The sequence below is a fragment of the Haematobacter sp. genome (assembly GCF_032102465.1).
In the GTDB taxonomy this organism is placed as follows: domain Bacteria; phylum Pseudomonadota; class Alphaproteobacteria; order Rhodobacterales; family Rhodobacteraceae; genus Haematobacter.
In genome coordinates this window covers 384,257-408,544 of record NZ_DAMDHB010000001.1, presented here as the reverse complement: position 1 = coordinate 408,544, position 24,288 = coordinate 384,257, and the positions used below count along the sequence as shown (strand labels likewise).

Annotated in this window: 25 protein-coding genes; 13 read left to right on the top strand and 12 right to left on the bottom strand. The window is 65.3% G+C overall.

From position 1 onward, the window contains the following. Positions 1 to 104 precede the first annotated feature (104 nt). Positions 105 to 800: an SDR family NAD(P)-dependent oxidoreductase gene (locus RT513_RS01985; RefSeq protein WP_290689748.1), complete on the top strand. Its 696-nt coding sequence runs from the start codon at positions 105 to 107 to the stop codon at positions 798 to 800. 70 nt (positions 801 to 870) lie between these two features. On the opposite strand, the gene RT513_RS01980 is transcribed toward RT513_RS01985, so the two are convergent. Both RT513_RS01980 and RT513_RS01975 read right to left on the bottom strand, forming a co-directional pair. Beyond that, positions 871 to 2,484, bottom strand: a complete 1,614-nt coding sequence (locus RT513_RS01980; protein WP_290689746.1) for an ATP-dependent DNA ligase — start codon at positions 2,482 to 2,484, stop codon at positions 871 to 873. After that, complete coding sequence (locus RT513_RS01975; protein ID WP_290689745.1) at positions 2,481 to 3,494, bottom strand: ligase-associated DNA damage response exonuclease; 1,014 nt, start codon at positions 3,492 to 3,494, stop codon at positions 2,481 to 2,483. Before RT513_RS01975 ends, RT513_RS01980 begins: the two co-directional genes overlap by 4 nt. Positions 3,495 to 3,936: 442 nt before the next feature. On the opposite strand from RT513_RS01975, the gene RT513_RS01970 reads away from it, so the two are divergent. The 4 genes from RT513_RS01970 to RT513_RS01955 are packed head-to-tail and all read left to right on the top strand — an operon-like array spanning position 3,937 to position 7,886. After that, on the top strand, positions 3,937 to 5,352 hold the full coding sequence (locus RT513_RS01970; RefSeq protein WP_088216212.1) for a circularly permuted type 2 ATP-grasp protein: 1,416 nt from the start codon (positions 3,937 to 3,939) through the stop codon (positions 5,350 to 5,352). 4 nt (positions 5,353 to 5,356) lie between these two features. Then, complete coding sequence (locus RT513_RS01965; protein ID WP_088216211.1) at positions 5,357 to 6,307, top strand: alpha-E domain-containing protein; 951 nt, start codon at positions 5,357 to 5,359, stop codon at positions 6,305 to 6,307. Further along, positions 6,304 to 7,125: a transglutaminase family protein gene (locus tag RT513_RS01960; protein ID WP_290689744.1), complete on the top strand. Its 822-nt coding sequence runs from the start codon at positions 6,304 to 6,306 to the stop codon at positions 7,123 to 7,125. The genes RT513_RS01965 and RT513_RS01960 overlap by 4 nt, the downstream gene beginning before the upstream one ends. A gap of 35 nt (positions 7,126 to 7,160) precedes the next feature. Next, positions 7,161 to 7,886 (top strand): proteasome-type protease, encoded by a 726-nt coding sequence (locus RT513_RS01955; RefSeq protein ID WP_088216209.1) that lies wholly within the window; start codon positions 7,161 to 7,163, stop codon positions 7,884 to 7,886. Here RT513_RS01955 and RT513_RS01950 read toward each other — a convergent pair. Both RT513_RS01950 and RT513_RS01945 read right to left on the bottom strand, forming a co-directional pair. Continuing rightward, the gene (locus RT513_RS01950; protein WP_290689743.1) at positions 7,876 to 8,820 is read right to left on the bottom strand and encodes an alpha/beta fold hydrolase; all 945 of its coding nucleotides are present in this window, start codon (positions 8,818 to 8,820) and stop codon (positions 7,876 to 7,878) included. The two genes, RT513_RS01955 and RT513_RS01950, sit on opposite strands and share 11 nt — an antisense overlap. A gap of 1 nt (position 8,821) precedes the next feature. Continuing rightward, complete coding sequence (locus tag RT513_RS01945) at positions 8,822 to 9,109, bottom strand: SCP2 sterol-binding domain-containing protein (RefSeq protein WP_290689741.1); 288 nt, start codon at positions 9,107 to 9,109, stop codon at positions 8,822 to 8,824. A 61-nt stretch (positions 9,110 to 9,170) separates the two neighbouring features. On the opposite strand from RT513_RS01945, the gene RT513_RS01940 reads away from it, so the two are divergent. From RT513_RS01940 to RT513_RS01920, 5 genes are all read left to right on the top strand, one after another. Further along, on the top strand, positions 9,171 to 9,746 hold the full coding sequence (locus tag RT513_RS01940) for a tetratricopeptide repeat protein (RefSeq protein ID WP_290689740.1): 576 nt from the start codon (positions 9,171 to 9,173) through the stop codon (positions 9,744 to 9,746). A 30-nt stretch (positions 9,747 to 9,776) separates the two neighbouring features. After that, positions 9,777 to 12,929: a helicase-related protein gene (locus RT513_RS01935; RefSeq protein WP_290689739.1), complete on the top strand. Its 3,153-nt coding sequence runs from the start codon at positions 9,777 to 9,779 to the stop codon at positions 12,927 to 12,929. A 3-nt stretch (positions 12,930 to 12,932) separates the two neighbouring features. Continuing rightward, complete coding sequence (locus RT513_RS01930; protein ID WP_373447807.1) at positions 12,933 to 13,268, top strand: RNA-binding S4 domain-containing protein; 336 nt, start codon at positions 12,933 to 12,935, stop codon at positions 13,266 to 13,268. An 88-nt stretch (positions 13,269 to 13,356) separates the two neighbouring features. Next, positions 13,357 to 13,695, top strand: a complete 339-nt coding sequence (gene fdxA / locus RT513_RS01925) for a ferredoxin FdxA (RefSeq protein WP_035740705.1) — start codon at positions 13,357 to 13,359, stop codon at positions 13,693 to 13,695. A 274-nt stretch (positions 13,696 to 13,969) separates the two neighbouring features. Further along, complete coding sequence (locus RT513_RS01920) at positions 13,970 to 14,479, top strand: CarD family transcriptional regulator (protein WP_035706589.1); 510 nt, start codon at positions 13,970 to 13,972, stop codon at positions 14,477 to 14,479. 67 nt (positions 14,480 to 14,546) lie between these two features. On the opposite strand, the gene cobS is transcribed toward RT513_RS01920, so the two are convergent. Beyond that, positions 14,547 to 15,275: an adenosylcobinamide-GDP ribazoletransferase gene (gene cobS, locus RT513_RS01915; RefSeq protein ID WP_290689737.1), complete on the bottom strand. Its 729-nt coding sequence runs from the start codon at positions 15,273 to 15,275 to the stop codon at positions 14,547 to 14,549. A 68-nt stretch (positions 15,276 to 15,343) separates the two neighbouring features. Between cobS and cobT the strand changes: the two genes are divergently transcribed. Next, a complete protein-coding gene (cobT, locus tag RT513_RS01910; RefSeq protein ID WP_290689736.1) occupies positions 15,344 to 16,357 on the top strand; it encodes a nicotinate-nucleotide--dimethylbenzimidazole phosphoribosyltransferase in 1,014 nt (337 codons plus the stop codon). Between the two features lie 163 nt (positions 16,358 to 16,520). Here the strand turns inward: cobT and RT513_RS01905 are convergent, their stop codons facing one another. The 7 genes from RT513_RS01905 to RT513_RS01875 all read right to left on the bottom strand — a co-directional run bounded on the left by RT513_RS01905 (position 16,521) and on the right by RT513_RS01875 (position 21,849). Next, positions 16,521 to 17,570, bottom strand: coding sequence for a threonine aldolase family protein (locus RT513_RS01905; protein ID WP_290689735.1), 1,050 nt, complete (start codon positions 17,568 to 17,570; stop codon positions 16,521 to 16,523). Next, a complete protein-coding gene (locus RT513_RS01900) occupies positions 17,570 to 18,037 on the bottom strand; it encodes a YcgN family cysteine cluster protein (protein WP_088216277.1) in 468 nt (155 codons plus the stop codon). The genes RT513_RS01905 and RT513_RS01900 overlap by 1 nt, the downstream gene beginning before the upstream one ends. A gap of 44 nt (positions 18,038 to 18,081) precedes the next feature. Beyond that, the gene (locus RT513_RS01895) at positions 18,082 to 18,612 is read right to left on the bottom strand and encodes a GNAT family N-acetyltransferase (RefSeq protein ID WP_088216203.1); all 531 of its coding nucleotides are present in this window, start codon (positions 18,610 to 18,612) and stop codon (positions 18,082 to 18,084) included. Further along, positions 18,609 to 19,541 carry a bifunctional riboflavin kinase/FAD synthetase gene (locus RT513_RS01890; protein ID WP_290689733.1) on the bottom strand — a complete coding sequence of 311 codons (933 nt, stop codon included), beginning with the start codon at positions 19,539 to 19,541 and terminating at the stop codon, positions 18,609 to 18,611. Before RT513_RS01890 ends, RT513_RS01895 begins: the two co-directional genes overlap by 4 nt. Positions 19,542 to 19,581: 40 nt before the next feature. Then, complete coding sequence (locus RT513_RS01885; protein ID WP_088216201.1) at positions 19,582 to 20,466, bottom strand: TIGR01459 family HAD-type hydrolase; 885 nt, start codon at positions 20,464 to 20,466, stop codon at positions 19,582 to 19,584. 13 nt (positions 20,467 to 20,479) lie between these two features. Continuing rightward, the gene (locus tag RT513_RS01880; protein ID WP_088216200.1) at positions 20,480 to 21,397 is read right to left on the bottom strand and encodes a manganese-dependent inorganic pyrophosphatase; all 918 of its coding nucleotides are present in this window, start codon (positions 21,395 to 21,397) and stop codon (positions 20,480 to 20,482) included. Positions 21,398 to 21,501: 104 nt separating this feature from the next. Further along, positions 21,502 to 21,849 (bottom strand): DUF4440 domain-containing protein, encoded by a 348-nt coding sequence (locus RT513_RS01875; RefSeq protein ID WP_179209233.1) that lies wholly within the window; start codon positions 21,847 to 21,849, stop codon positions 21,502 to 21,504. A 185-nt stretch (positions 21,850 to 22,034) separates the two neighbouring features. Between RT513_RS01875 and groES the strand changes: the two genes are divergently transcribed. Next, the gene (groES, locus tag RT513_RS01870) at positions 22,035 to 22,322 is read left to right on the top strand and encodes a co-chaperone GroES (protein WP_035706563.1); all 288 of its coding nucleotides are present in this window, start codon (positions 22,035 to 22,037) and stop codon (positions 22,320 to 22,322) included. A gap of 41 nt (positions 22,323 to 22,363) precedes the next feature. Continuing rightward, positions 22,364 to 24,004: a chaperonin GroEL gene (gene groL / locus RT513_RS01865; protein WP_088216198.1), complete on the top strand. Its 1,641-nt coding sequence runs from the start codon at positions 22,364 to 22,366 to the stop codon at positions 24,002 to 24,004. The last annotated feature ends 284 nt before the right edge of the window (positions 24,005 to 24,288 follow it).

The following is a 24,288-nucleotide window of genomic DNA, read 5'->3' as shown; positions in this document are numbered from 1 at the left end:
CCTTGCGGAGCTGTATGAGGCCCGTCATTCGTGCAGGAATTTCCGGGCTGAAGGACGCGGCTTCGGTCGCTATGATCCGCCTGCAAGGCAAGCGGAGGATACCCATGCCCAAGGTGGCTTTGGTGACCGGAGGAACCCGCGGCATCGGCAGGGCCATAGCGGAGGCTCTGCAGCGGGACCACAAGGTCGTGATCACGTGGCGGACAACGGCGCCGGAGGGCCTTTCCCCGGACATCAGTGCCATTCGCGCTGATCTGGCCGAGCCGGATGCGGCTTTCCGGGTCGTGGCGGAAGTGATGGCGCAGCTGGGTCGTCTGGACGTGATCATCAACAATGCGGGTGTCGTTCGGCACACCCCGAAGGAGCGCTTCGATGCGGCAGCGGCGACGGCGATTCTTGCGGTCAATCTGCTCGCGCCCCAGGCCCTCCTCGCGGCAGCCTTGCCGCATCTGAAACCCGGCTCTGCCATCGTGAACATATCTTCCGTGAATGCCGTGCTGCCCCCGCGCGACGCTTCCACCTATGGGGCGAGCAAGGCTGCGCTGAACCTCTGGACCCGCGCCATGGCGAAGGAGCTGGGCGGCAGGGGGATTCGGGTAAATGCCGTGGCTCCTGGCGCCATCAATACCCCAGAGCACCCCCGGTCCGCGGAATTGACCGCGCTTTTCGTCGGGGAGACCGCTCTCGGCCGGATGGGGGAACCGCGCGACATCGCCCGCGCCGTTCGCTTTCTGGTGAGCGAGCAGGCAGGGTTCATCACCGGAGAGGTTCTTACTGTCTCCGGGGGGTATCGTCTCTGACCGCCCCTCGTGGACAGCCGTCTGGCGGCAGGCTGCGGGCCATTAGCCGGGCGGAGCGGGTCATCACCCGCTACCCGGGCGGAGGGGGCCGGGCTTCCGCCTCTGCGAGCAAAGCGCGGAGCGTATCGAGTGTGTCGATCTCCGACACCGGCTTGTCCTGACGCCAGCGGAGCATCCGGGGGAAGCGGAGCGCGATGCCGGATTTGTGGCGGGGGGAGGGCTGGATGCCCTCGAATCCGATCTCGAACACCAGTTCGGGCGGCACGCGCCGGACCGGGCCGAAGCGCTCGAGCGTATGGCTGCGGACCCATTGGCTGATCTTGCGGAACTCCGCATCCGTCAGGCCGGAATAGGCCTTGGTGAAGGGTACGAGTTCGTTGCCGTCCCGCACTGCGAAGGTGAAGTCGGTATAAAGCGTCGCGCGCCTTCCGTGACCCGCCTGTGCATAGATCATCACCGCATCGACCGTCATCGGATCGACCTTCCACTTCCACCAGTCGCCCCGCTTCCGCCCGCCGGTGTAGGGCGAGGCGAGCCGCTTCAGCATCAGGCCCTCCGCGCCGATCGCGCGGGCGCGGTCGCGCTCACCGGGCAGGCTGTCCCAGCCGTCGAAGGCGAGAAGCGGCGAGAGGTGGAGCGGCAGGTCTGGCGGCATCGCCCCGACAAGAGCCTCCAGCGCGGCCCGGCGTTCGGAGAGCGGCAAGTCGCGGATGTCCCGCCCCTCGGCCTCGAGCAGGTCATAGGCCAGCAGCACCACGGGCGCGTCATTGAGCACCTTGCGGGACAGGGTCTTGCGCCCGATCCGCGTCTGAAGGGCGGAGAAGGGAAGCGGGGCCTCCCCCTCCCACGCGAGTATCTCGCCGTCGATCACCGTCCCGTCGGGCAGGAAGTCCAGCGCGCGGGCAAGCTCGGGGAAGCGGTCGGTCACCAGTTCCTCCCCCCGAGACCAGAGGAAATGCGCGCCGCCGCGCCGGATGAGCTGCCCTCGGATGCCGTCCCATTTCCATTCCGCGATCCAGTCCGCTGGCGGCCCCAGCGCCACCGCCTCGCCTTCCAGCGGCGAGGCGAGACAGAACGGATAGGGCCGCGAGAGGTCCGCCTCCGGGTCCGGTTCGAGCACGAGGCGCGCGAAGGTGGTGGTGTCCGGCGTCCAGCCGCCCATCAGCCGGTGGGCAAGGGTGGCTTCCTCCACCCCGGTGGCTTCCGCCAGCGCGCGGGTCATCAGGCCCTGGCTCACCCCCATGCGGAAACCGCCCGTGATGAGCTTGTTGAAGATGAAGCGCTCCTCCCCTCCCAAGCGGTCCCAGATGCCGAGGATCACCTGCTTGCGGGCGGGCTCGTCCATGAGTGCGATGTCCCGCAGCCGGGCGATCCAGTCGGACAGCGGCAGGTCTTCCGCGCCCTTGGGGGCCGGGAGCAGCAGGGCGATCGTCTCCGCAAGATCGCCGACCATGGCGTAGCTTTCCTCGAACAGCCAGAAGGGCAGTCCGGCGGCCTCCGCCGCCCATTCGGCCAGCCGCGTGGCATTCACCGCGCGCTTCGGACGGCGGCCGGAGAGGAGGGCGATGGTCCAGAGCCGGTCCGCGTCATCGGCGGTGCGGAAGTAGTCCGCCAGCGCCGTCACCTTGGCCCCCGTCTTGGTCGTGCGGTCCAGCGCGGCAAAAAGGGCGGCGAAGCGCTTCATTCGACCACCTCATCGCCCGCCTCGTCGCCCTCGTAACGGGTCTCGACGATGGCGGCGTCGAAGCCTTGTTCGGCAAGCCACCTGCGGAACGGTTGGGTATAGCCGTGGGTGACGAAGACACGCTCCGCCCCGGTCGCCCGGATCGCGCTGTTCAGCCCCGCCCAGTCGGCATGGTCGGACAGCACGAAGCCCCGCTGCACGCCCCGGTTCCGCCGCACGCCGCGCAAGGCCATCCAGCCGGAGGCGAGGGCTGTCTCCGCCGCGCCAAAACGCCGCACCCAGGGCGAGGCCAGTGCAGAGGGGGGCGCCACAACCAGCCCCCCCGGCAGCGCCCGGAGATCGGTCTCCGGCGTCACGCGGACCGTGTCGGGCAGGGAAACCCCCGCCGCCCGCAACGCCTCCGTCGTACCCTCTATCGCGCCATGGGTGAGCAGGGGGCCGATCCCGTTGTCAACGGAGGCGAGGATCCGCTGCGCCTTTCCCAGCGAATAGGCTCCGATGACGGAAAACCGCCCCGCGGCGGCATTCGCCTTCCACCAGTCGTTCACCGCGCCCATGATCTCTGCCTGCGGCTGCCAGGAAAAGATCGGCAGGCCGAACGTGCATTCGGAGATGAAGGTATCGCAGGGTACCGGCTCGAACGGCTCCGACAGGCCGTCCGGTTCGGTCTTGTAATCGCCGGAGACCACCCAGACTTCTCCGTCGCGCTCGATACGCACCTGTGCGGAGCCGGGAACATGGCCGGCCGGATGGAAGGAGAGGGTTACCCCGCCGACCTGCCGCCGCTCCCCGTAAGGCAGCACCTCGACCCGCACGTCGCCCAGCCGGTAGCGGAGGATGGGCGCGGTGAGCGGCGTGGCAAGGTAGCGGTTGCTGCCGACGCGCGCATGATCCGAATGCGCATGTGTGATCACGGCCCGATCCACCGGACGCCAGGGGTCTATGTGGAAGCCGCCCTCGGGGCAGAAGATCCCGGCATCGGTGAAGGTAAGAAGAGAGTTGCCCCGCATGCGTGAGAGATAGCGGTGTCGCTTGCGTCGGCCACCCCCGCCTTGCCTGGACGAGCACGGCGTGAACGAGCAGGGCGTGAACGAGTGCGGTGGGAAAGAGCACGGCGTGAACGAGTGCGGTGGGAGCGAGCGCGACGGGAGCGATTTCGGCAGGCGCAATTTCCGGCGCCGGAGAGCGTTCCGCAGACGTTTCCGAATGGAGGGCGGGTATCCAGCGGGCAAGCCGCTGGCGCCTGCGGCGAGGCAAGCGGCGGCCGTCGCCTTTTCCTTCGCCGCCATTGCTCTAGATGCAGAAAAATGTGGCACAATTAGAAGAATGTGATGGCTTTGCGATGAAAAGACCGACAGTCCTGCAGGTGGTAAAGCCAATCACCCGGCGCTGCTCTTCCCTAATGCCAGTCGGGCTGCTTAAGTGAGACAGATCACGGCAGGCCGGCGGGACATGGCGACGACCTATTTTAATGAAATGTTCGATGGCGGGATTGTCCGCCCCCCCTATTCAGGATTGGAAGACTGGACGAAGTCCATGCCTGCCGAACTCCGAACGCTGAAGCAGGCGGAGGCGGAGGCGCTTTTCCGGCGCATCGGCATCACTTTCGCCGTTTACGGCGAGGGCGGCGACCCGGACAGGCTCATCCCTTTCGACATGTTCCCGCGGGTGTTCACGCAGAACGAGTGGCGCAAGCTCGAACGCGGGATCAAGCAGCGGGCCCGCGCGCTGAACGCCTTTCTGGCCGATGTCTATGGGCGGGGGGAGATGATCCGGGCGGGGCGCATTCCGGCATCGCTGGTCTATCGCAACGAAGCCTATGAGAAGGCCGCCGCCGGCTTCATGCCGCCGCGGGGCGTGTTCTCCCATATCGTGGGGATCGACCTCGTGCGGACGGGGCCGGATCAGTTCTACGTGCTGGAGGATAACTGCCGCACCCCCTCCGGCGTCAGCTACATGCTGGAAAACCGCGAGATCATGATGCGCATGTTCCCGCAGCTTTTCCGGCAGAACCGGATCGCGCCGGTGGACCGCTACCCCGAGCTTCTGCGGCGGACGTTGAGCTCGGTCGCCCCCGCGAAATGCGACAGCGATCCGACCATCGTCATCCTGACGCCCGGCCATTTCAACTCCGCCTACTACGAGCATTCCTTTCTGGCCGACCTCATGGGCGTGGAGCTGGTGGAGGGGCAGGATCTGTTCGTGGAGGGAGAATTCGTCTGGATGCGGACGACGGAAGGCCCGAAGCGGGTGGATGTGATCTATCGCCGGATCGACGATGCCTACATCGACCCGCTCTGCTTCCGGCCCGATTCCATGCTGGGCATTCCTGGACTGATGGATGTCTATCGCTCAGGCGGGGTCACCATCTGCTCCGCCCCCGGTGCGGGCGTGGCCGATGACAAGGCGGTCTATACCTATGTGCCCGACATGGTGCGTTTCTATCTCGGGGAAGAACCCATCCTCCAGAACGTGCCCACATGGCAGTGTCACAAGTCGGACGAATACAAATATGTCATGGAGCATCTCCCCGATCTGGTGGTGAAGGAAGTGCATGGCTCGGGCGGCTACGGCATGCTGGTCGGTCCGAAATCGACAAAGGAGCAGATCGCCGCCTTTGCAGAGCGCATCCGTGCCAATCCCTCCAACTACATCGCGCAGCCGACGCTCGCGCTTTCCACCGTGCCGAGTTTCGTGCAGGAGGGGATCGCGCCCCGGCATGTCGATCTGCGGCCCTACTGTCTGGTGGGGGAGCGGGTGGAGCTTGTGCAGGGCGGGCTGACCCGCGTCGCGCTGACGGAGGGATCGCTCGTGGTGAACTCCTCGCAGGGCGGCGGGGTCAAGGACACCTGGGTTCTGGCGGAGTGACGACATGCTGAGCCGGACGGCAGACAACCTCTACTGGATCGCGCGGTATATCGAGCGGGCCGAGACAATGGCGCGGCTGCTCGAAGTGGGCGCGCGGATCGCACTCATGCCGTCGGCTGACGGCTACCGCAGCGAGTGGGAATCGTTGCTGCAGGCTTCCGGTACTGCGGCCGGATTCCAGCACAAATACGGCGATCCCGTTCAGCGCAATATCGAAAGCTACCTGTTCTTCGACCAGGACAACCCGTCCTCCGTCGTCTCCTGTTTCGGCATGGCGCGGGAGAATGCGCGGATCGTGCGCACCGCCCTTACCGCCCAGCTTTGGGATGCTCTGAACGGCGCGTTCCAGGAGCTTCGCAAGCTGGAGCGGATGGAGCGGAGCGAGCTTGACGTCAGCACCATGGTGGAATGGACGATGCGCCAATCCGCATTGATCCGCGGCGCCATGGACACCACGCTTCTGCGCAACGACGGCTACGACTTCCTCAATCTCGGCTTCTATCTCGAGCGGGCGGACAATACCGCGCGGCTGATGGACGTGAAATATTACGTCCTGCTGCCGACGGTGGATCTCGTGGGATCGGGGCTCGACAACTATCAGTGGACGACGCTTCTGCGCGCGATGTCGGCGCAGCGGGCCTTCCACTGGGCCTACGGGGGGGATGTGACGGCTGCCAAGATCGCGCATTTCCTGATCCTGAACCCGCAGAGCCCGCGTTCCCTCCTGACCTGCATGCATTCCGCGAATTCTCATCTCGACCGCCTCGCCCGTGGCTATGGGGGCACGACGGACGCACAGCATATCTCGCGGCGTCTGCTTGCCTCCCTTGCCGATACGCGGGTGGAGGAAATCTTCGATGAAGGACTGCACGAGTTCCTGACACGCTTCATTCAGGACATCGCAGGGCTGGGCCACAGTGTCTATGAAGCCTATCTGAGCGGCGACACCCGATGATTCTCAATGTTCAGCACCGCACCATCTACCGCTACGACATTCCTGTCCGCGGTGTGGTGCAGAGCTTCCGCCTCACCCCGTCCCTGTTCGACGGACAGAAAATCCAGACCTGGTCCATAGAGGTGAGCGAGGGCCTGCCGGGCGGCAGTTTCCGCGATGGGGCCGGTGACCGCGTCACCAGTTTCTCTGTCCGGGGTCCGGTGAGCGAGATCACCGTTGCCGTCCGCGGCACGGTGGAGACGATGGACACGTCCGGCGTCCTGCGCAACCACCGGGAGTATGTCGCGCCCGATGCCTACCTTCGCGATACACCGATGACGCGGGCCAATACAGCCTTTGCGGATCTGGCCGCGAGCGTGGGCGATGCGTCGGGTGCCCTTGATCTTGCCCATCGGCTTTCGGATGCCGTGTCGGAGGCCATCGCCTATACACCCGGCGCGACGGAAGCAGGCACGACCGCGGCGGAGGCGCTCGCGCTCGGGCAGGGGGTCTGTCAGGATCAGTCCCATGCGCTCATCACGCTGGCGCGGTTGAAGGATATTCCCGCCCGCTACGTCTCCGGCTACCTGCTGGCCGACGAGGCCGAGGGCGAAACGGCCACCGAGCATCGCGCCGCCCATGCCTGGGCCGAATTGTTCGTGGCCGGGCTGGGTTGGGTGGGTTTCGACGCGGCAAACCGTTGCTGCCCGGATGAACGCTATATCCGTCTGGGGTCGGGCTACGACTCGGTGGATGCCGCGCCGATCCGGGGCATCTCCCGCGGGACGGGAGAGGAGAGACTTGACGTAACGGTTGCCGTTCAGTCCGTGCAGCAATAGTCTGCGGAGCGCTGCAAACCACGGGACTGCCCTCCATGACCTATTGCGTTGGAATCCTTCTGAACGAAGGGCTGGTGATGCTGTCGGATACGCGCACCAACGCGGGTCTGGACAACATTGCCATCTATCGGAAGATGTTCGTTTTCGAAAAGCCGGGCGACCGGGCGATCTGCATCCTGACAGCCGGGAGCCTGTCGGTGACGCAGACGACTATCGCGCGGCTGAAGGAGGCGATCAAGGAGCCGGACGGAGGGCACGGCGCTTCCATCATGGAGGCGCAATCCATGCTGCAGGTCGCGGAGATCGTGGGCAACGCGCTGGCCGATGTGTCGCAGGATGTGTCGGAAAAGCTGGAGCGCATGCATCAGAGCGCGCGCGCCTCCATGATCGTCGCCGGGCAGCGCAAGGGCGGCGACATGCGAATGTTCCTCATCTACCCGGAGGGAAACTTCATCGAGGCGACGGAGGACACGCCCTTCCTGCAGATCGGCGAGCACAAATACGGCAAGCCGATTCTCGACCGCGTCGTCACGATGGAAACGCCGATCGAGGACGCGCAGAAATGCGCACTGCTTTCCATGGATTCCACCCTGCGTTCGAACCTTTCCGTGGGGATGCCGCTCGACCTGCTGGTGATTCGCCGGGATGAGCTGAAGGTAGGTCTGCGCCGCCGGATCGAAGCGGGAGACGAGAGTTTCATGAAGATGAGCGCGGCCTGGTCGGATGCGCTGCGGGACAGTTTCATTCGCATCAAGATCTGACGCGGCTCCGGTACAGGCTGATGACCTGCTCCATGAAGTGCTCACGGTGGCGGGGTGCTTCCATCATCAGTTCATGCCGTGCGCCGGGAAAGATCTCCACCTCCGCCCCGGGCCAGTGTGCCATGCCGCGCCGGATCGCGCGGGCGTCCACCACGCGTTCGTCGCTGCCGACACCCACATAGGCGGGGATCCCGGGCGGCGGCAGGGTGGCAAGCACCCGCATCTCCACCAACGCCTCATGCAGCCAGCGAAGGCTTGGCCCGCCGAGGGCCAGTTCCGGATGCGCCTCCATCGCCGCCCGCATCCGGGCCAGCATCATGGGATCGCTGGTCAGGTTGTTGAGCGCGGGGCGCGCCGTCAGCACATAGGGTGTTGCGGGATGGCCCGGCGGGTGCAGGCCCGGTCGCCCCGCGCGGAGAGCGACGGAGGAAAGCAGCCATGCGAGCGGCCGTGTAAGACCCGGAAGGGTAAGGCCCCACATCGGCGCGCTGAAGGCCGCGGCCTTTACGGCCAGCCCCTCATGCAGGGCCCGCCGCGCGATGGCTCCCCCCATGGAATGCGCGAGAAGCAGGGTGGGCGAAGGCATGTCGAGCGCTTGCGCCGTGGCAAGCATTGCCTGCACATCCTGTTGATAATCGCGGAAATTTTCCACGTCACCCATGCGGATGGCCGGATCGCGGTGGGCCGACAGCCCCTGCCCACGCCAATCGACGGCAAGGGTGGCAAAGCCTGCGTCGCAGAGAATGCGGGCGATGCCATCGTATTTTTCCACATACTCCGTGCGGCCCGGAAACAGCAGCACCGTGGCGAGAGCGCCGGCCGCGGGCCAGAGGGCGAAGCGCAGGCGCGTTCCGTCCTCCGCCCGCCGCCAATAGGCCGCGGCCCCGGACGAGCCGTCCGCGCCGAGATGGAGCGGGGCCGGCTCGAGGCGCATGTCAGGCCAAGGCCGAGCCGAGTTTCATGGCCGTGCCCATGTTGCCGTCAAGCTTCAGCTTGCCGCTCATGAAGGCCATCGTCGGGCTCAGGTCGCCGGCGAGAATCGCCTGGAAGGTCTTGACGTCAGCCGTCAGCGTCACATCCGTCTCGTCATCGCCTTCCCGCACGCCGGAGTGGTCGATCACGATGGCGCCTTCGTCCTTGATGACGAATTTCGCGCTTCCGTCGAACCCGTCCGACAGGCGGCCCGAAAGGGTTTTCACCGCTTCGTCGATGACATTGCTCATTACCCAAATCCTCCAATTGTGACCGTCCGCAGAACGGGACGGTATTCGCAGGCGGCTTCGCTTGCGCTATCCTCAGGTTATGGTGTCGATACTCTCCAAGCTCAATCCTTTCGTGACGGCAGCTTTCGCCGCCGTGATCGCGTTTCCCCTCCATGCGGAGGAAGCGGTGGAGCAGCGGCTTCTGAGGGAGCTGAAGGATCCGCAGAATACCGCCTGGCAGCGGACGGAAAGCGATCTGCAACGTGAATGGTCGCGTTCGGGTTCCGCCTCCATGGACCTGCTGTTGCAGCGGGGGCGCGACGCGATGGAGACCGGGGACACGCAGGAGGCGATAGAGCATCTCACCGCGCTGACCGACCATGCCCCCGACTTCGCCGAAGGCTGGAACGCGCTGGCCTCCGCGTATTTTCAGGCGGGCAAGTTCGGCCCCGCCGTGGACGACATCCGCCGGACACTCGCCCTCAATCCCAATCACTACGGCGCGCTGTCGGGGTTGGGGATGATCCTGGAGGACATGGGCTACGACGCCTCCGCTCGCGATGCCTATCGCGCCGCGCAGGCTATACATCCCCATCAGCCCGACATAGAAAAGGCCGTGGAAAGGCTGGATCGCGAAATGTCCGGTCAGGCACTCTAGGGGCCCCGTTCAGGGGGAATCGGCACACCCATGCGCGACCAGACGAGGACCGTGGCGGTCCTTGGTCCCACCAATACCGGCAAGACCCATTATGCCATCGAGCGGATGCTGGCGCACCGCACGGGGGTGATCGGCCTGCCGCTCCGCCTTCTCGCGCGTGAGGTCTATGACCGTATCGTGGCGCAGCGCGGGCCGTCCGTCGTGGCGCTGGTGACGGGGGAGGAGCGGATCGTTCCCGAGCGCGCGCGCTACTGGGTCTGCACGGTGGAGGCGATGCCGCAGGAGATCGGCGCCGATTTCGTCGCCGTGGACGAGATCCAACTCTGTGCGGACCTCGAACGCGGACATGTCTTCACCGACAGGCTTCTACGGGCGCGGGGCCTGCACGAGACGATGTTTCTCGGCTCCGACACCATGCGCGGCGCCATCGCGGCGCTGGTTCCGGGGACGACCTTCCTGCATCGCGAGCGGTTCTCGGAACTGAGTTATACCGGCTCCAGGAAGATCAGCCGGATGCCCACCCGTTCCGCCATCGTCGGATTTTCGGTGGAGAACGTCTATGCCAATGCGGAACTGATCCGGCGGCAGAAGGGGGGATGCGCGGTGGTGACGGGCGGTCTAAGCCCCCGGACGCGGAACGCGCAGGTCGCGCTCTATCAGAATGGCGATGTGGATTACCTCGTGGCGACCGATGCGATCGGCATGGGCTTGAATCTCGACATCGGCCATGTCGCCTTCTCGGCGCTGGCGAAATTCGACGGGCACCGGATGCGCCCGCTTTTCCCGCATGAGATGGGTCAGATCGCCGGGCGCGCGGGCCGCCATACCCAGCCCGGCAGTTTCGGCGTGACGGGCGAGGCGCGCCCGCTGCCGGAGGATCTGGTGGATGCGATCGAAAACCACCGTTTCGCCCCGATCCGCAAGCTGCAATGGCGCAATTCCGACCTGTCCTTCGGTTCCGTCGAGCGGCTCATCGCTTCGCTGGAGGCGGGGACGAACAACGAATGGCTCAGCCGCGCGCGGGAGGCGGACGACCTGGCGGCGCTCCGCCATCTGGCCGCCATGCCGGAGGTGGTGGACCTTGTCCGGGGCACCGCCGGCGTACGGCTTTTGTGGGATGTATGCCGGATTCCCGATTTCCGCGGAATTTCCTCTACGGAACATGCAGGACTGCTGGCGCGAATCCATGGTTTCCTGCAAGCTGACGGACGGGTGCCGGATGATTGGCTGGCCCGCAACGTGAAGCGGATCGACCGGACGGACGGAGATATCGATGCGCTGTCGAAGCGGCTCGCGCATATCCGCACCTGGACATACGTGGCACAGCGAAGCGGCTGGGTGACAGATGAAAACCATTGGCGCGGCGAAACGCGCGCGGTAGAAGACCGGCTGTCGGACGCGCTTCACATGCGTTTGACCCAGAGATTTGTCGACCGGCGCACCAGTGTGCTCCTGCGGCGGTTGAAACAGAAGGAGAGCCTTGTGGCTGAGGTGAACGACAAGGGCGAAGTGACGGTCGAGGGCGAGTTCGTCGGCCGGCTGGAGGGCTTCCGCTTCCATCAGGATGCGACGTCCGGCCCGGACGAGGCGCGGACGCTGCGCTCGGCGGGCCTTCAGGCGCTGAAGCCGGAATTCCATCTGCGGGCCGACCGTTTCTACAACGCGCCGGATACCGAGCTGGACTTTACCGAGCAGGGCGGCCTGATGTGGGGCTCCTCCGCGGTGGGCAAGCTTGTCGCCGGGGCGGACCCGATGCGCCCGCAGGTCGAGCCTTTCGTGGATGAAGAAGCCGGTCCCGACGTGGTGGAGAAGGTCCGCCGCAGGCTCCAGCACTTCATCGACCGGAAGGTTGCGACCCAGTTCGAGCCGCTGCTCGCCCTGTCAAAGGACGAGGCGCTCACCGGTCTGGCGCGTGGTTTCGCCTTCCGTCTGGTGGAGGCGCTCGGCGTCCTGCCGCGCGATCAGGTGGCCGATGAGGTCAAGCAGCTGGATCAGGAGGCGCGCGGCGCACTCCGCAAGCACGGGATCCGCTTCGGCCAGTACACGATCTTCCTGCCGGCGCTGCTGAAGCCCGCGCCGACCCGGCTTCGGCTGGTGCTCTGGTCGCTGGCGAACGGCTTGCAGGAGTTTCCCGAAAGCCCGCCGCCCGGCCTTGTCACCATTCCGAACATCGTCGAGGTGCCGAAGCAGCACTATACGCTCGCAGGCTACCGTCCGGCGGGCAAGCGGGCGATCCGCATCGACATGCTGGAGCGTCTGGCAGACCTGCTCCGCGCCAAGGACTGGCGCGCGGGCTTTGAGGCGACGCCCGAGATGCTCTCCATCACCGGCATGACGCTGGAGCAGTTCTCCGACCTGATGGAAGGGCTTGGCTTCAAGGCGGAGCGGGGCGAGCGGCCCAAGGTCCGGGCGGAGCAGGCGGCGAAGGAAGCCGCGCTGCGCGAAATGCCCGTGGGCCTTGCCGAGGATGTGGAGGCCGTCGCCTCCGGCGCCGATGCGGTGTTCGATGCGACCGGGGCGGAAGCGGATCTGGATGACGCGCGCGTGCCGGTGGAGGCCGTTGACGGGCTCGAACCCGGCCAACCCGTGCGCACGCCCGCTTTCCCCGACGAGGAGCCTGACGATCCGGCGGATGAGACCGGCTCCGATATGGCGCCCGAGATCACCTCTGACGATGCGCTCGGCGCCATTCCGGTTTCTGACGATGCGCTTCGCGCCCTCGCGGCCGAAGATGGTGTGGAAGCTCCCGTGGAGCCGGTCGAGTCGGAGGTGTTCTATACCTTCGTCTGGGCGCCGCGGCCGCGTCACAACCGCAACGCTCCCCGGGGCGGGGAAGGCCGTTCGCGCGGCCGTAACGAGCGGCAAGGGGGTGATCGCCAGGCGGGCGAGCAGCAGGCCACCGGCGAAAACCGGGGCGAACGGCGGGAGGGCCAGTCACATGGTCAGCCCCACGGTCAGCCGCATGGACAGCCGCGCGGTGAGCGGAGGAACAAGCCCGAAGGCGGCAAGCCCGATCACGGCAAGCGGCAGAAGTTCGAGGGCAAGGAAGGTCGTCACGGCGGCAAGGGCAAGGAAAAGCGCTCCGAGCAGCCGCGAAGCTTCGAATCGCGCCCGCCCCGCAATGATCGTATCGACCCGGACAGCCCCTTCGCCATCCTCGCGGCGTTGAAGGAGCGGAAGTAACCCTTGGCCGTCCTCGCCACGCGGGAGACGATGCGGCTCGACAAGTGGCTCTGGCATGCCCGCTTCTTCCGCACCCGGACGCTTGCGTCCGAAGTGGTGGAGGCGGGTCATGTGCGTGTGAACGCGCGGCGGGTGCAAAAGCCCGCCTTCGCCATCGGCGAGGGGGACACGCTGACCTTTCCGCAGGCCGGGCGAATCCGGGTCGTTCGCGTGCTTGGATCGAGCCTGCGCCGCGGTCCGGCGACAGAGGCGCAGGCGCTGTACCTCGATATGGATGCGGAAGGTGTTCCGCCATCCCCGGCGGCGGAGGAACAGCCATCCTCCAGCCCGCGACGTTAGGGGCACCGGGCCTTTCCGGTGTCACCCGTCTTGATCCCCGCCAGCTGTTGGACTAGCTAGTCTCCGCCAGACGTGAAAGACCGATCCCATGACTTATGTCGTCACCGACAACTGCATCGCATGCAAATATACCGACTGCGTGGAAGTCTGCCCGGTCGACTGCTTCTATGAGGGCGAGAACATGTTGGTCATTCATCCCGATGAATGCATCGACTGCGGCGTCTGTGAGCCGGAATGCCCCGCCGATGCAATCCGCCCCGATACGGAGCCGGATGTTGAGGAATGGGTCGCGTTCAACCGCAAGTATGCCGAGCAATGGCCGGTGATTCTCTCCCGCAAGGATCCGTTGCCTGAGGCGACGGAACGGGACGGCGAAACCGGGAAGCTGGCAAAATACTTCTCCGAAACGGCTGGCGAAGGCTCCTGATTCGGGCTCTACGGCGCGATTCCGGCATGGCAATTTGATGACAAGTCCTTGAAGGCGCTTGCCCGCTGTTTACGCATGAGTCACGACGCTTTAAAACAGCGGTGCTTTGTGCTATATTTCTTCCACAAAATGCTTGGAATGCCGAAGGCAGGCGGTCTCTCACCTCGACGATCCGTCTGAAGCAATCAGCTTGTCCGATCATTCTCCTGAAGCGGAAGCGCTTCCGGCGGATGGTTTTGTGGCCTGTGGGATTCCCATGAGAGGAAGCGACTGAATGACGAAGACCAAGAAGTCCGAGTTTCACCCCGATGATTTCGTGGTGTATCCGGCCCATGGCGTCGGCAGGATCATCTCGATCGAAGAGCAGGAGATCGCCGGTCTCAAGCTTGAGCTGTTCGTGATCTCGTTCGAGAAGGATAAGATGACCCTTCGCGTGCCGATCAACAAGGCGGCGGAAATCGGTATGCGTTCGCTTTCGACGCCCGATATCGTGTCCAAGGCGCTCGAGACGCTGAAGGGCAAGGCGAAGGTGAAGCGGGCCATGTGGTCGCGTCGTGCTCAGGAATATGAGCAGAAGATCAACTCCGGTGATCTGCTTTCCATTGCCGAGGTGGTCCGGGACCTGCATCGCTCCGACGATCAGCGCGAACAATCCTATTCCGAGCGTCAGCTCTACGAAGCGGCGCTCGAACGGCTGACGCGTGAGGTGGCCGCCGTTGCCGGAGTGGACGAGGCCAATGCGCAGAAGAAGGTCGATGACGTTCTGCTGTCCCGCGCGGCCTGAACTTTTTCCCTGAACGTTTTCAGTGATCGCGAAGCCGCGCCCGATCCGGCGCGGCTTTTTCATGTCTTCAGAGCAAGGTGGAGAGGGTTGCAAGCGCGGTGATTTCGGCAAGCTGCTGGCTCGCTCCGAGCACATCACCCGTCTGTCCGCCGATCTTGATACGGGCAAGTATAGCGACGACAAGCGCCGCCGCAGCGGCCGCCAGCGTTGCGGCCACTCCGGGCATCCCGCACAGTCCGAACGCAATCACCGCTCCCACGGCCATTGATACGATGGCAACCGCCTTGCCGGGTCGCCCGATAGAGGCAGCCAGCCCGCCGTTCCGCGCAAAGGGCAGGGCAGCCATCACGCCCGGCAGGACCGCTCGTGACAGCGAACCTGCCACGATCAGCGCGAAGAGCGCGTCCCCGCCTGCCAGCAACCCTGCGATCAGCGTCGCGCGCGCCATGAGCGACAGGACGAGCGCCAGCACCCCGTAGCTGCCGATACGGCTGTCTTTCATGATCTCCAGACGGCGCCCCGTCGTCCGGCCGCCCCAGAAGCCGTCCGCCGTATCCGCCAGCCCGTCCTCATGCAGGCCTCCTGTCAGCAGGATCGCCGCCGCCAGCACACAGACCGCGGCGAAACCCGCAGGCAGACCGATATCCGCCAGCAGAACACCGCAAGCCGCCGCGAGCGCGTTCACGACACCACCGACCACCGGCCACGCCCAACAGGATCCCGCGGGCGAAGCCGCCGCGACGGGAAGCCGCGTCAGCAGCCCGAAGGCGTTCCTGATGTCGTGAAAAGGGCTCACGTCCCGCTCCGGTTGCATCCGCCGCGCCTTGGATAGAGAAGGGACATTCCGCAAGCAACGGATGAAACATGCCTGTCCTTACCTCCTCTGCCGATTTTCGCACTCTCCTCACCGATCTGCCGCAGCCGGATCGCGCCGCGCTTGCCGCCGCTGACGCACGAAACGGCCGATTGACGAAGCCGCAGGGGGCCTTGGGGCGGCTCGAGAGGCTGGCGATCTGGTATGCGGGCTGGCGGGGGGCGGAAACGCCCGCCATCACGCGTCCGCAGATCGTCATCTATGCGGGCAATCACGGTGTGGCTACGAACGGTATCTCCGCCTTCCCGCCGGAGGTGACCGCACAGATGGTCGCGAATTTCGCAGCAGGCGGGGCTGCGATCAACCAGCTCGCGCGCGAGGGGGGGGCGATGCTGGATGTCATACCGCTCGACCTCGACCGGCCGACCGCCGATTTCACACAAGCGCCCGCGATGACCGAGGCAGACCTTGTGAATGCGCTGTCGGCGGGATGGGAGTCGGTGGACCCGCAGGCCGATGTGTTCATCGCGGGGGAGATGGGCATCGGCAACACCACGGTTGCCGCTGCCATTGCTGCGGCGCTTCTGGGTGGTGGAGCCGAGGCATGGATCGGCCGGGGCACCGGTCTTGACGATGCCGGGCTGGCCCGCAAGCGCGCGGCCGTGGAGGCCGGGCTGATGCGCCACGCTGCCGTGCTCGATGATCCGCTGGAGGTGCTGCGCTGCCTTGGCGGACGGGAGGTGGCGGCCATGGCCGGGGCCATTGCGCGGGCGCGGGTCGAGCGGATCCCCGTCATCCTCGACGGGTTCATCTGCTGTGCGGCGGCGCTCGTGCTGCAACGGCTCAATGAAGGCGCCCTCGATCACGCCGTGGCTGGGCACCTTTCGGAGGAGACGGCACATCGCCGCCTGCTGACCGCGCTCGGCAAGGAGCCGATCCTGTCGCTCGGCCTTCGGTTGGGAGAGGGCTCCGGTGCCGCTCTCGCGCTGCCGATGCTGAAGGCCGCGGTCGCCTGCCTGTCCGGCATGGCGACGTTCGGTGAGGCGGGCGTGACGGAGGGCTGACCCCCTGGCAGGGTGCTGAAAAAGTATTCCAATGTTGCTCCGGGGCGGAGATCTTCCCTGTATGGTTGAAGATCACGCCGGAAACCGCAGGTTTTCTGCGCTTGACCGGACCTATTTTCTTCAACGAAAGTCTGGCCAGACCCACGACTTTTTCAGTAGCCTGCTAGCGAATGGTGGCGAGGAAGCGGTCCACTTCCTCCTCCGTGGTCGCCCAGGAGCAGACGAGCCGCGCGGCGACGGGCTCGTCCCCCGGACCGTCGAGCGATTGGCTCCCCGGCCAGAGGTAGTAGTAGGCTCCGGCCTCCTGCGCGCGCCGGTGCCCCTCACGCGGCCACGCGGCAAAGACCGCGTTCGCCTCGGTCGGATGGACAAGCGAAGCACCCGGCAGACCCGCTATCCCCTGCGACAGCCGCGCCGCCATGGCATTGGCATGACGGGCGCTGCGCAGCCACAGGTCGTCCTCCAGATAGGCCAGCATCTGGGCGGAGAGGTAGCGATGCTTGGAGAACAGGTGGCCGCCCCGCTTGCGGCGAAGCTCGAACTCCCAGGCCTTCGCAGGGTCGAAGATCACCACGGCCTCGACGCCCAGCAGTCCGTTCTTGGTGCCGCCGAAGCTCAGGATGTCCACGCCCGCTTTCCACGTCATCTCCGCCGGGGAGGCATTGGTGGCGGCAAGCGCGTTGGCGAAGCGGGAGCCGTCCATATGAACGGGGATGCCAGCGGCCCGCGCGATGGCGCAAAGCCGCTCCACTTCCGCGACCGTATAGACGGTGCCGTTCTCCGTCGCATTGGTGAGGGAGAGCGCGCCCTTCTGCACATTGTGAACGCCTGCGCCGCCCGCCGATTGGAGCGCCAGCTCCAGTCCGGCCGGGTCTATCCTGGCGTGATCGCCGTCAAGCAGGGTGAGCTTTGCGCCGCCCGTATAGAACTCAGGCGCCGCGCATTCGTCTTCCTCGATATGCGCGTGGCGGTGGCAATAGACCGTCTGCCACGGCTGGACGAGACAGGCGAGCGAGAGGGAATTGGCGACCGTGCCGGTCGCGACAAGATAGACGGCGGCCTCCGGCGCTTCGAACACCGCGCGCATCCGGGCCTCCACCTCCCGCATCAGAGGGTCCGCTCCGTAGGAGGACATGGCGCCATGGTTCGCCCGCTCGATCGCGTCGAGCACCTGCCGCGGGACGGGGGCGATATTGTCGGAGGCAAATTGCATCAGATGTCCTCTTCGATCACGTGGTCTTCCCATTCGTCCTCGGCCACCTCGAACTCCGGCACGGTGCGGCCGCGGACGGAGACGCCGGCGCGGTGAACCTCCTCCCTGTCGCCGCAGAGAAGATGGTGCCACGGATAGAGCGGCCGCCCCTCGTTCAACAGCCGGTAGGCGCAGGTGCGGGGCATCCAGTAGGAGATCTCGTCGATATTCGCGGGGGTCAGCACCACGCATTCCGGCACGAACTGGCGGCGATTCTCGTAATGCGCGCAGCGGCAGGAGCCGTCATCGAACAGGCGGCAGGCGATGTCGGTGAAGAACACCTCGCCCGTGTCGGCGTCTTCGATCTTGTTCAGGCAGCATTTGCCGCAGCCGTCGCACAGCGCCTCCCACTCCGGGGGCGTCAGCTCGCGGAGGGGGTAGCGCTCCCAGAAGCGGGGGCGGAGAGGGGGGTTGGGCTGGCGTTTCATCGGTTGCGGACCATGCACCTGTTGCGCGGCGGTTGAAAGCCCGATCACGCTCTCCGCGCCGCATAGACGACATGCGGACGCAGCGGATGTCCCTCGGGCAGGGCGGGGTGATCGAAATCCAGATCGGCACGGCGACTCATGCCGATCCGCTCCATCACCCGGCGGGAGGGGCGGTTGCCGGTCGCCGTGAAGGCGACGATCTCATCGAGCTTCATTGCCCCGAAGCCGTGATCGAGCCACGCCCGCGCGGCCTCCGAGGCAAGGCCCATACCCCAGAAGGCGCGCGGCAGGCGCCAGCCCACCTCCACCGCGCCGGTCAGGGGGCCTTGCAGCACCGGATTGAGGCCCACCATTCCCGCAAAGGCCCCGTCCTCGCGCCGCTCCACCGCCGTGAAGGAGAACCCCTTCTCCGCGGCGCGGGCGATGAGCCTGTCCATCAACGCGTCGCTTTCCTGCCGGGTGAGGGGGGCGGGGAAGTGGCGCATGACCTCTGCATCGGCATTCATGGCGGCGAAGGGCGCGCGGTCCCGCGGCTCCCAGGGGCGCAGGATCAGCCTCTCGGTCGTCAGGATCATGCGCGCAGGGTGGCCAGAATGTCCCGCGCACGGGCGCAATCGGCATCCATCCGGGCGATGAGCGTGTCGAGGCTGTCGAACTTCATCTCCGGGCGCAGCCATTCGATCAGGGCGACCGACAGATGCTCGCCATAAAGGTTGCCGGAGAAATCGAAGATGAATGTCTCTATATTCGGGGTGTTTTCGCCGAACATCGGCCGCGTTCCGATGGAGGCCGCACCGCCGTAGTCCCCCGCATGAGGACCGCTGAGGACGCGCACCTTCACCGCGTAAACACCGAAGCGCGGCGGGTGGATGGCCGCGATGGACATGTTCGCGGTCGGAAAGCCCAGCTCTCGCCCGCGGGCGTCGCCGTGCAGAACTTCCCCCTCGATCCGATGCCAGTGTCCCAGCATCCGGCGGGCATCGCCGGGACGGCCCTCGGTCAGGGCACGGCGGATCGCGGTGGAGGAGATCTCCTCCACCTCGTCCGAAACGAGCGGTGCCACCGTGACGCCGAAGCCGATCTCCCGGCCCAGCTGCTCCAGCCGCCGCGCATCGCCGCCCCTGTCATGGCCGAAATGAAAGTCCGCGCCGACGACAGCATGACGGATGCCCAGTCCTTCGTGCAGAACCTGCCGCGCGAAATCCTCAGCCGAAAGGGCGGCCAGTGCGCCGTCGAAGGGCAGTTCGTAGAGGATATCCACGCCGAGCCGCGAGAGCCGGTTTTCCTTCGCCTCGCCGTTCATCAGCCGGAAGGGCGGGGCATCCGGCTGGAAATACTCGCGGGGATGCGGCTCGAAAGTGATGACGCCCAGCGGGCCTCCCGCCGCACGCGCGATGTCGATCACGGACTGATGGCCCAAGTGAACGCCGTCGAAATTGCCGATGGCGACCGAGGCCCCCCGGTCGCTGTCAGTAACGGTCCTGTAATCCCGGATGATCCGCATGGCCTTCCCGTATCCCCGCGCAAATGCCGCCGCAAGCGCCTTAACGGAGGCGCCCGATGGTGAACTGCGGGTCCAGCCCCTTTTCCCGGAGATAGGCTGCAAGCGCCTCCGGTTCCGGCTGCTCCTCCGTCCGGGTTTCCCAGGCGGCCAGCCCGCCGGAGACGAAGATCGCGTCGATCCCGTTTTCCAGCGCGCCCCTGACATCCGTCGCGGGGCCGTCGCCGATACCGGCAATGCGCCCTGCGGCAATGCCGATCTGATGGAGCCTGCGGCGGGCGAGGTCATAGATCGGCGCATGGGGCTTGCCGAAGTAGAGGCTCGTGCCCCCCATATCCTCATAAAGCTCCGCAAGCGCGCCCGCGCAGTAGATGCGCTGTTCCCCCTGATCGACGACGATATCGGGATTGGCGCAGAGCAGTTTCACCCCACGCTCCACCAGCGGCTTGAACCGTTCGACATAGTCGGCGGGCGTTTCCGTCATCTCGAAGAAGGGGCCGGTGCAGACGATGCCTTCCGCAGCCTCTGCGGGAACGAGTTCGATGGGGGGCAGGAGGGCGGCTTCGGCTGCCGTGTCCTTGGCCATTTCGGTGAAGAAACTCGAATGCTCCTTCGCCCCGATGTGCCAGACCTTCCGGCCGACGGCGCCTTCGATCATCGCGGTCTGCGCCGCATCGCCGGAGGTGGTGATGTCGTCATAGCATTCCGGCGGCACGCCGAGCCGCCCGAGCTGCCGCCGGACGGAAGGGCGGGGCCGGGGGGAATTCGTCAGGATCATTACCCTCCGCCCCTCCGCCCGCCACGTCTTCAGCGCCTCGACCGCGGCGGGAAAGGCGCGCACCCCGTCATGGACGCAGCCCCAGAGATCGCAGAACAGGACGTCGTAGTCGTCCGAAACCTCTGCGATGTGCTCGATGATGCGAGTCATGCGCGCCGTCCGGTCAAAGGCTCAGTACCGGGATAATCTGCTTCTTGCGGCTCATCACGCCGGGCAGGACGACAGTATCGCCCGCTACGGCTGCGCCGAAGCTCTTCTCGGCCACGATCCTCACCAGATCGTTCGGCACGAGCAGCGTCGCTTCCTCGCGCAGGATATCCACGATGAAGAGCAGCACCTGATCCGCGCCATCCTCCGTCGCGACCTGCGGCATGGAGGCCATCAGGCTGTCCTTGCGATCGAGGACGACCTGGGGAGCGGTGGTCTCCAGCACGCTCACGCGGAACTGCTTGCCGCCGACCTCGTATTCCTTCGAATCCATCCGCAGAAGCTCCGCATCGGAGAAGGCGGAAACGTCCGACTTCGCCGCGAACATCTGCGCTGCATAGTCGGGGATGGACACGCCCAGATCGGCCGCGAGCTTCTCCGCCACCTGCCTGTCGTGCGGCGTCGTGGTGGGGGAGCGGAACTCCAGCGTGTCCGACAGGATGCAGGAGAGCGCCATCGCCTTGATCGCGTCCGGCATTTTCGCCGCATCCTCGCCCATCAGGTCGATCATCACGGTGGCGGTGCAGGCGAGGGGACGGATCGTTACGTCAATCGGCGTCTTGGTCTTGATCCCACCGGTCAGCAGGTGGTGGTCGATGATCGCGATGACATCGGCACCGGGGAGCGACTCGGGCAGTTCGAGCGGGTTGTTCGTATCGACGATGACAACCTTTGCGCCCGGCTCCAGCTCCGAGATGATCTCCGGCTTGGCCATCCCCCAGTGGGAGAGGACGAAGGCCGCTTCCGTATTGGGTTCGCCGAGAAGCTTCGGCACCGCGGGAGTGCCTTTCACTTCGGTCAGATACCAGGCCCAGACGATAGGGGAGCCGGTGGAATCTGTGTCGGGCGACTTGTGGCCGAGGACCTGGATCATGGTGCAACCGTCCTGAAAGAAATGTCGGCTGCGTTATAGGGGTTGGGCTCGGCCTTGTCACGGCCTGGCCGCGGTGTGGGAGCGCGCAGTGTCAGATCGCAATGTCAGATCCCGGTGTGCAACGGGGTCTGCTGGTGCTGAACAAGACGCCAGCCTTCAGGGTCGCGCCGATAGACCGAGGTGCAGATCGCCCGATAGCTGGACCCGCCGCGCTCCGCGCTCGCCACATAGCCCAGCACCACGACGGAATCGCTCTCCGTCAGGCGCCGTCCGGTCATGTTGACGGAGCGCCAGCGCGGCGCGCTGTCAACCGCCTCCAGAATGGCGTCGTTCTGCACGAGGCCCGATTCAGGAAAGGCCATGAGACAGCCGGGCGCCATATGATTCATGTAGGCGAGACGTCCCCCGATCCAGAGACTTTCCTCCTGCTCCCAAATGCCGTTGGCAGGCATCTGCACCTCCATTCTTTATATATCCGACATAAAACTGTCGGCCCCCTTCCGACGTTCCATGGTTCGATTTTTTACGCGGCAAAACCGTTGACAGGCGCGGAGCGCTTGCCTACCTAGGCTGTCGTTGGCACTCACCTGAATGGAGTGCTAACGTCGCATAACCTGAACCCCAAGGGAGTTCTCAGATGGCATTCAAACCCCTGCACGACCGCGTTCTGGTCCGTCGCGTCGAAGGCGATGAAAAGACCAAGGGCGGCCTGATCATCCCCGATACCGCGAAAGAAAAACCGGCCGAGGGCGAGATCGTGGCGGTCGGCGAAGGCGCCCGCAAGGATTCGGGCGAACTGATCGCTCCTTCCGTCAAGGCCGGTGACCGCGTGCTGTTCGGCAAATGGTCGGGTACCGAAGTCACGATCGACGGCAAAGAGCTGCTCATCATGAAGGAAAGCGACATTCTCGGCATCATCGCCTGAGGCGCTTCACTTCCCCGCAACACCAACCCAAGGAGCTACATATGGCTGCCAAGGACGTACGTTTCGAATCCGACGCCCGCAACCGCATGCTGCGCGGCGTCAACATCCTCGCCGACGCCGTGAAGGTGACGCTGGGCCCGAAAGGCCGTAACGTTGTCATCGAGAAATCCTTCGGTGCTCCGCGCATCACGAAGGACGGTGTGTCGGTCGCCAAGGAAATCGAACTGGAAGACAAGTTCGAGAACATGGGCGCCCAGATGGTGAAGGAAGTCGCTTCCCGCACCAACGATGAGGCCGGCGACGGCACCACCACCGCCACCGTGCTCGCGCAAGCGATCATCAAGGAAGGTCTCAAGTCGGTCGCTGCCGGCATGAACCCGATGGACCTGAAGCGCGGCATCGACCTCGCCACCGCGAAAGTCGTGGAAGCGATCAAGGCCGCTGCCCGCCCGGTGAGCGACTCCGCTGAAGTCGCGCAGGTTGGCACGATCTCCGCCAACGGCGAAGCCGAAATCGGCAAGCAGATCGCCGATGCGATGCAGAAGGTCGGCAACGAGGGTGTCATCACCGTCGAAGAGAACAAGGGCCTCGAGACCGAGACCGAAGTCGTCGAAGGCATGCAGTTCGACCGCGGCTACCTCTCGCCCTACTTCGTGACCAACCCGGACAAGATGATCGCCGAACTCGATGACGCGCTCATCCTGCTGCACGAGAAGAAACTCTCCTCGCTGCAACCGATGGTCCCGCTGCTCGAAGCCGTGATCCAGTCGCAGAAACCGCTCCTCATCATCGCCGAGGACGTGGAAGGCGAAGCGCTGGCGACCCTCGTGGTCAACAAGCTGCGCGGTGGCCTGAAGATCGCTGCCGTCAAGGCGCCGGGCTTCGGTGACCGTCGGAAAGCCATGCTGCAGGACATCGCGATCCTGACGGGTGGCCAGGTGATCTCCGACGATCTGGGCATGAAGCTGGAGAATGTCGGCATCGACATGCTCGGCCGTGCCAAGAAAGTCCAGATCAACAAGGACAACACCACGATCGTGGACGGCGCTGGCGACAAGGCCGAGATCGAAGCCCGCGTGGCCCAGATCCGCACCCAGATCGAGGAAACCACCTCCGACTACGACCGTGAAAAACTGCAGGAACGCGTGGCCAAACTGGCTGGCGGCGTTGCGGTGATCCGCGTTGGCGGCATGACCGAAGTCGAAGTGAAAGAGCGCAAGGACCGCGTCGATGACGCCCTGAACGCGACCCGTGCGGCCGTGCAAGAGGGGATCGTCGTCGGTGGCGGCGTGGCTCTGGTTCAGGCCGCGAAGGTGCTCGAAGGGCTGGAAGGCGAGAACTCCGACCAGAACGCCGGCATCGTGATCGTCCGCAAGGCGCTCGAAGCGCCGCTGCGCCAGATCGCCCAGAACGCGGGCGTGGACGGCTCTGTCGTCGCAGGCAAGGTGCGCGAGTCGAACGACAAGACCTTCGGGTTCAACGCGCAGACCGAAGAATATGGCGACATGTTCAAGTTCGGCGTCATCGACCCGGCGAAAGTCGTGCGGACCGCTCTGGAAGACGCGGCCTCCGTCGCTTCTCTCCTGATCACCACTGAAGCCATGATCGCCGAGAAGCCGAAGGAAGCTGCGGCTCCCGCCGGCGGCATGGGCGGCATGGGCGGCATGGACGGGATGATGTGATCCCGGCCTAGCGCCATCACTACGGAAAGGGGGCCCTCGTGGCCCCCTTTTCCTTACGAGAAAGCGTTGTGCAGTGCAGATGCAGCGCGAACCATGATCAGACCGTGGAAAGCTCGCGGCGCCACTATGCCGAGACATATGACCGGATAGCCGGACGGGCGGCGACAACGGCGAGGATGCTGCCTCGCCAACGCCTCGCGCGCGAAGCCACGACGATTTTCTTCAGCTTAAGCACATGAAAAAGCTGATATTCATGTTGCGCTGACTGACGCTATCGTGCCCGC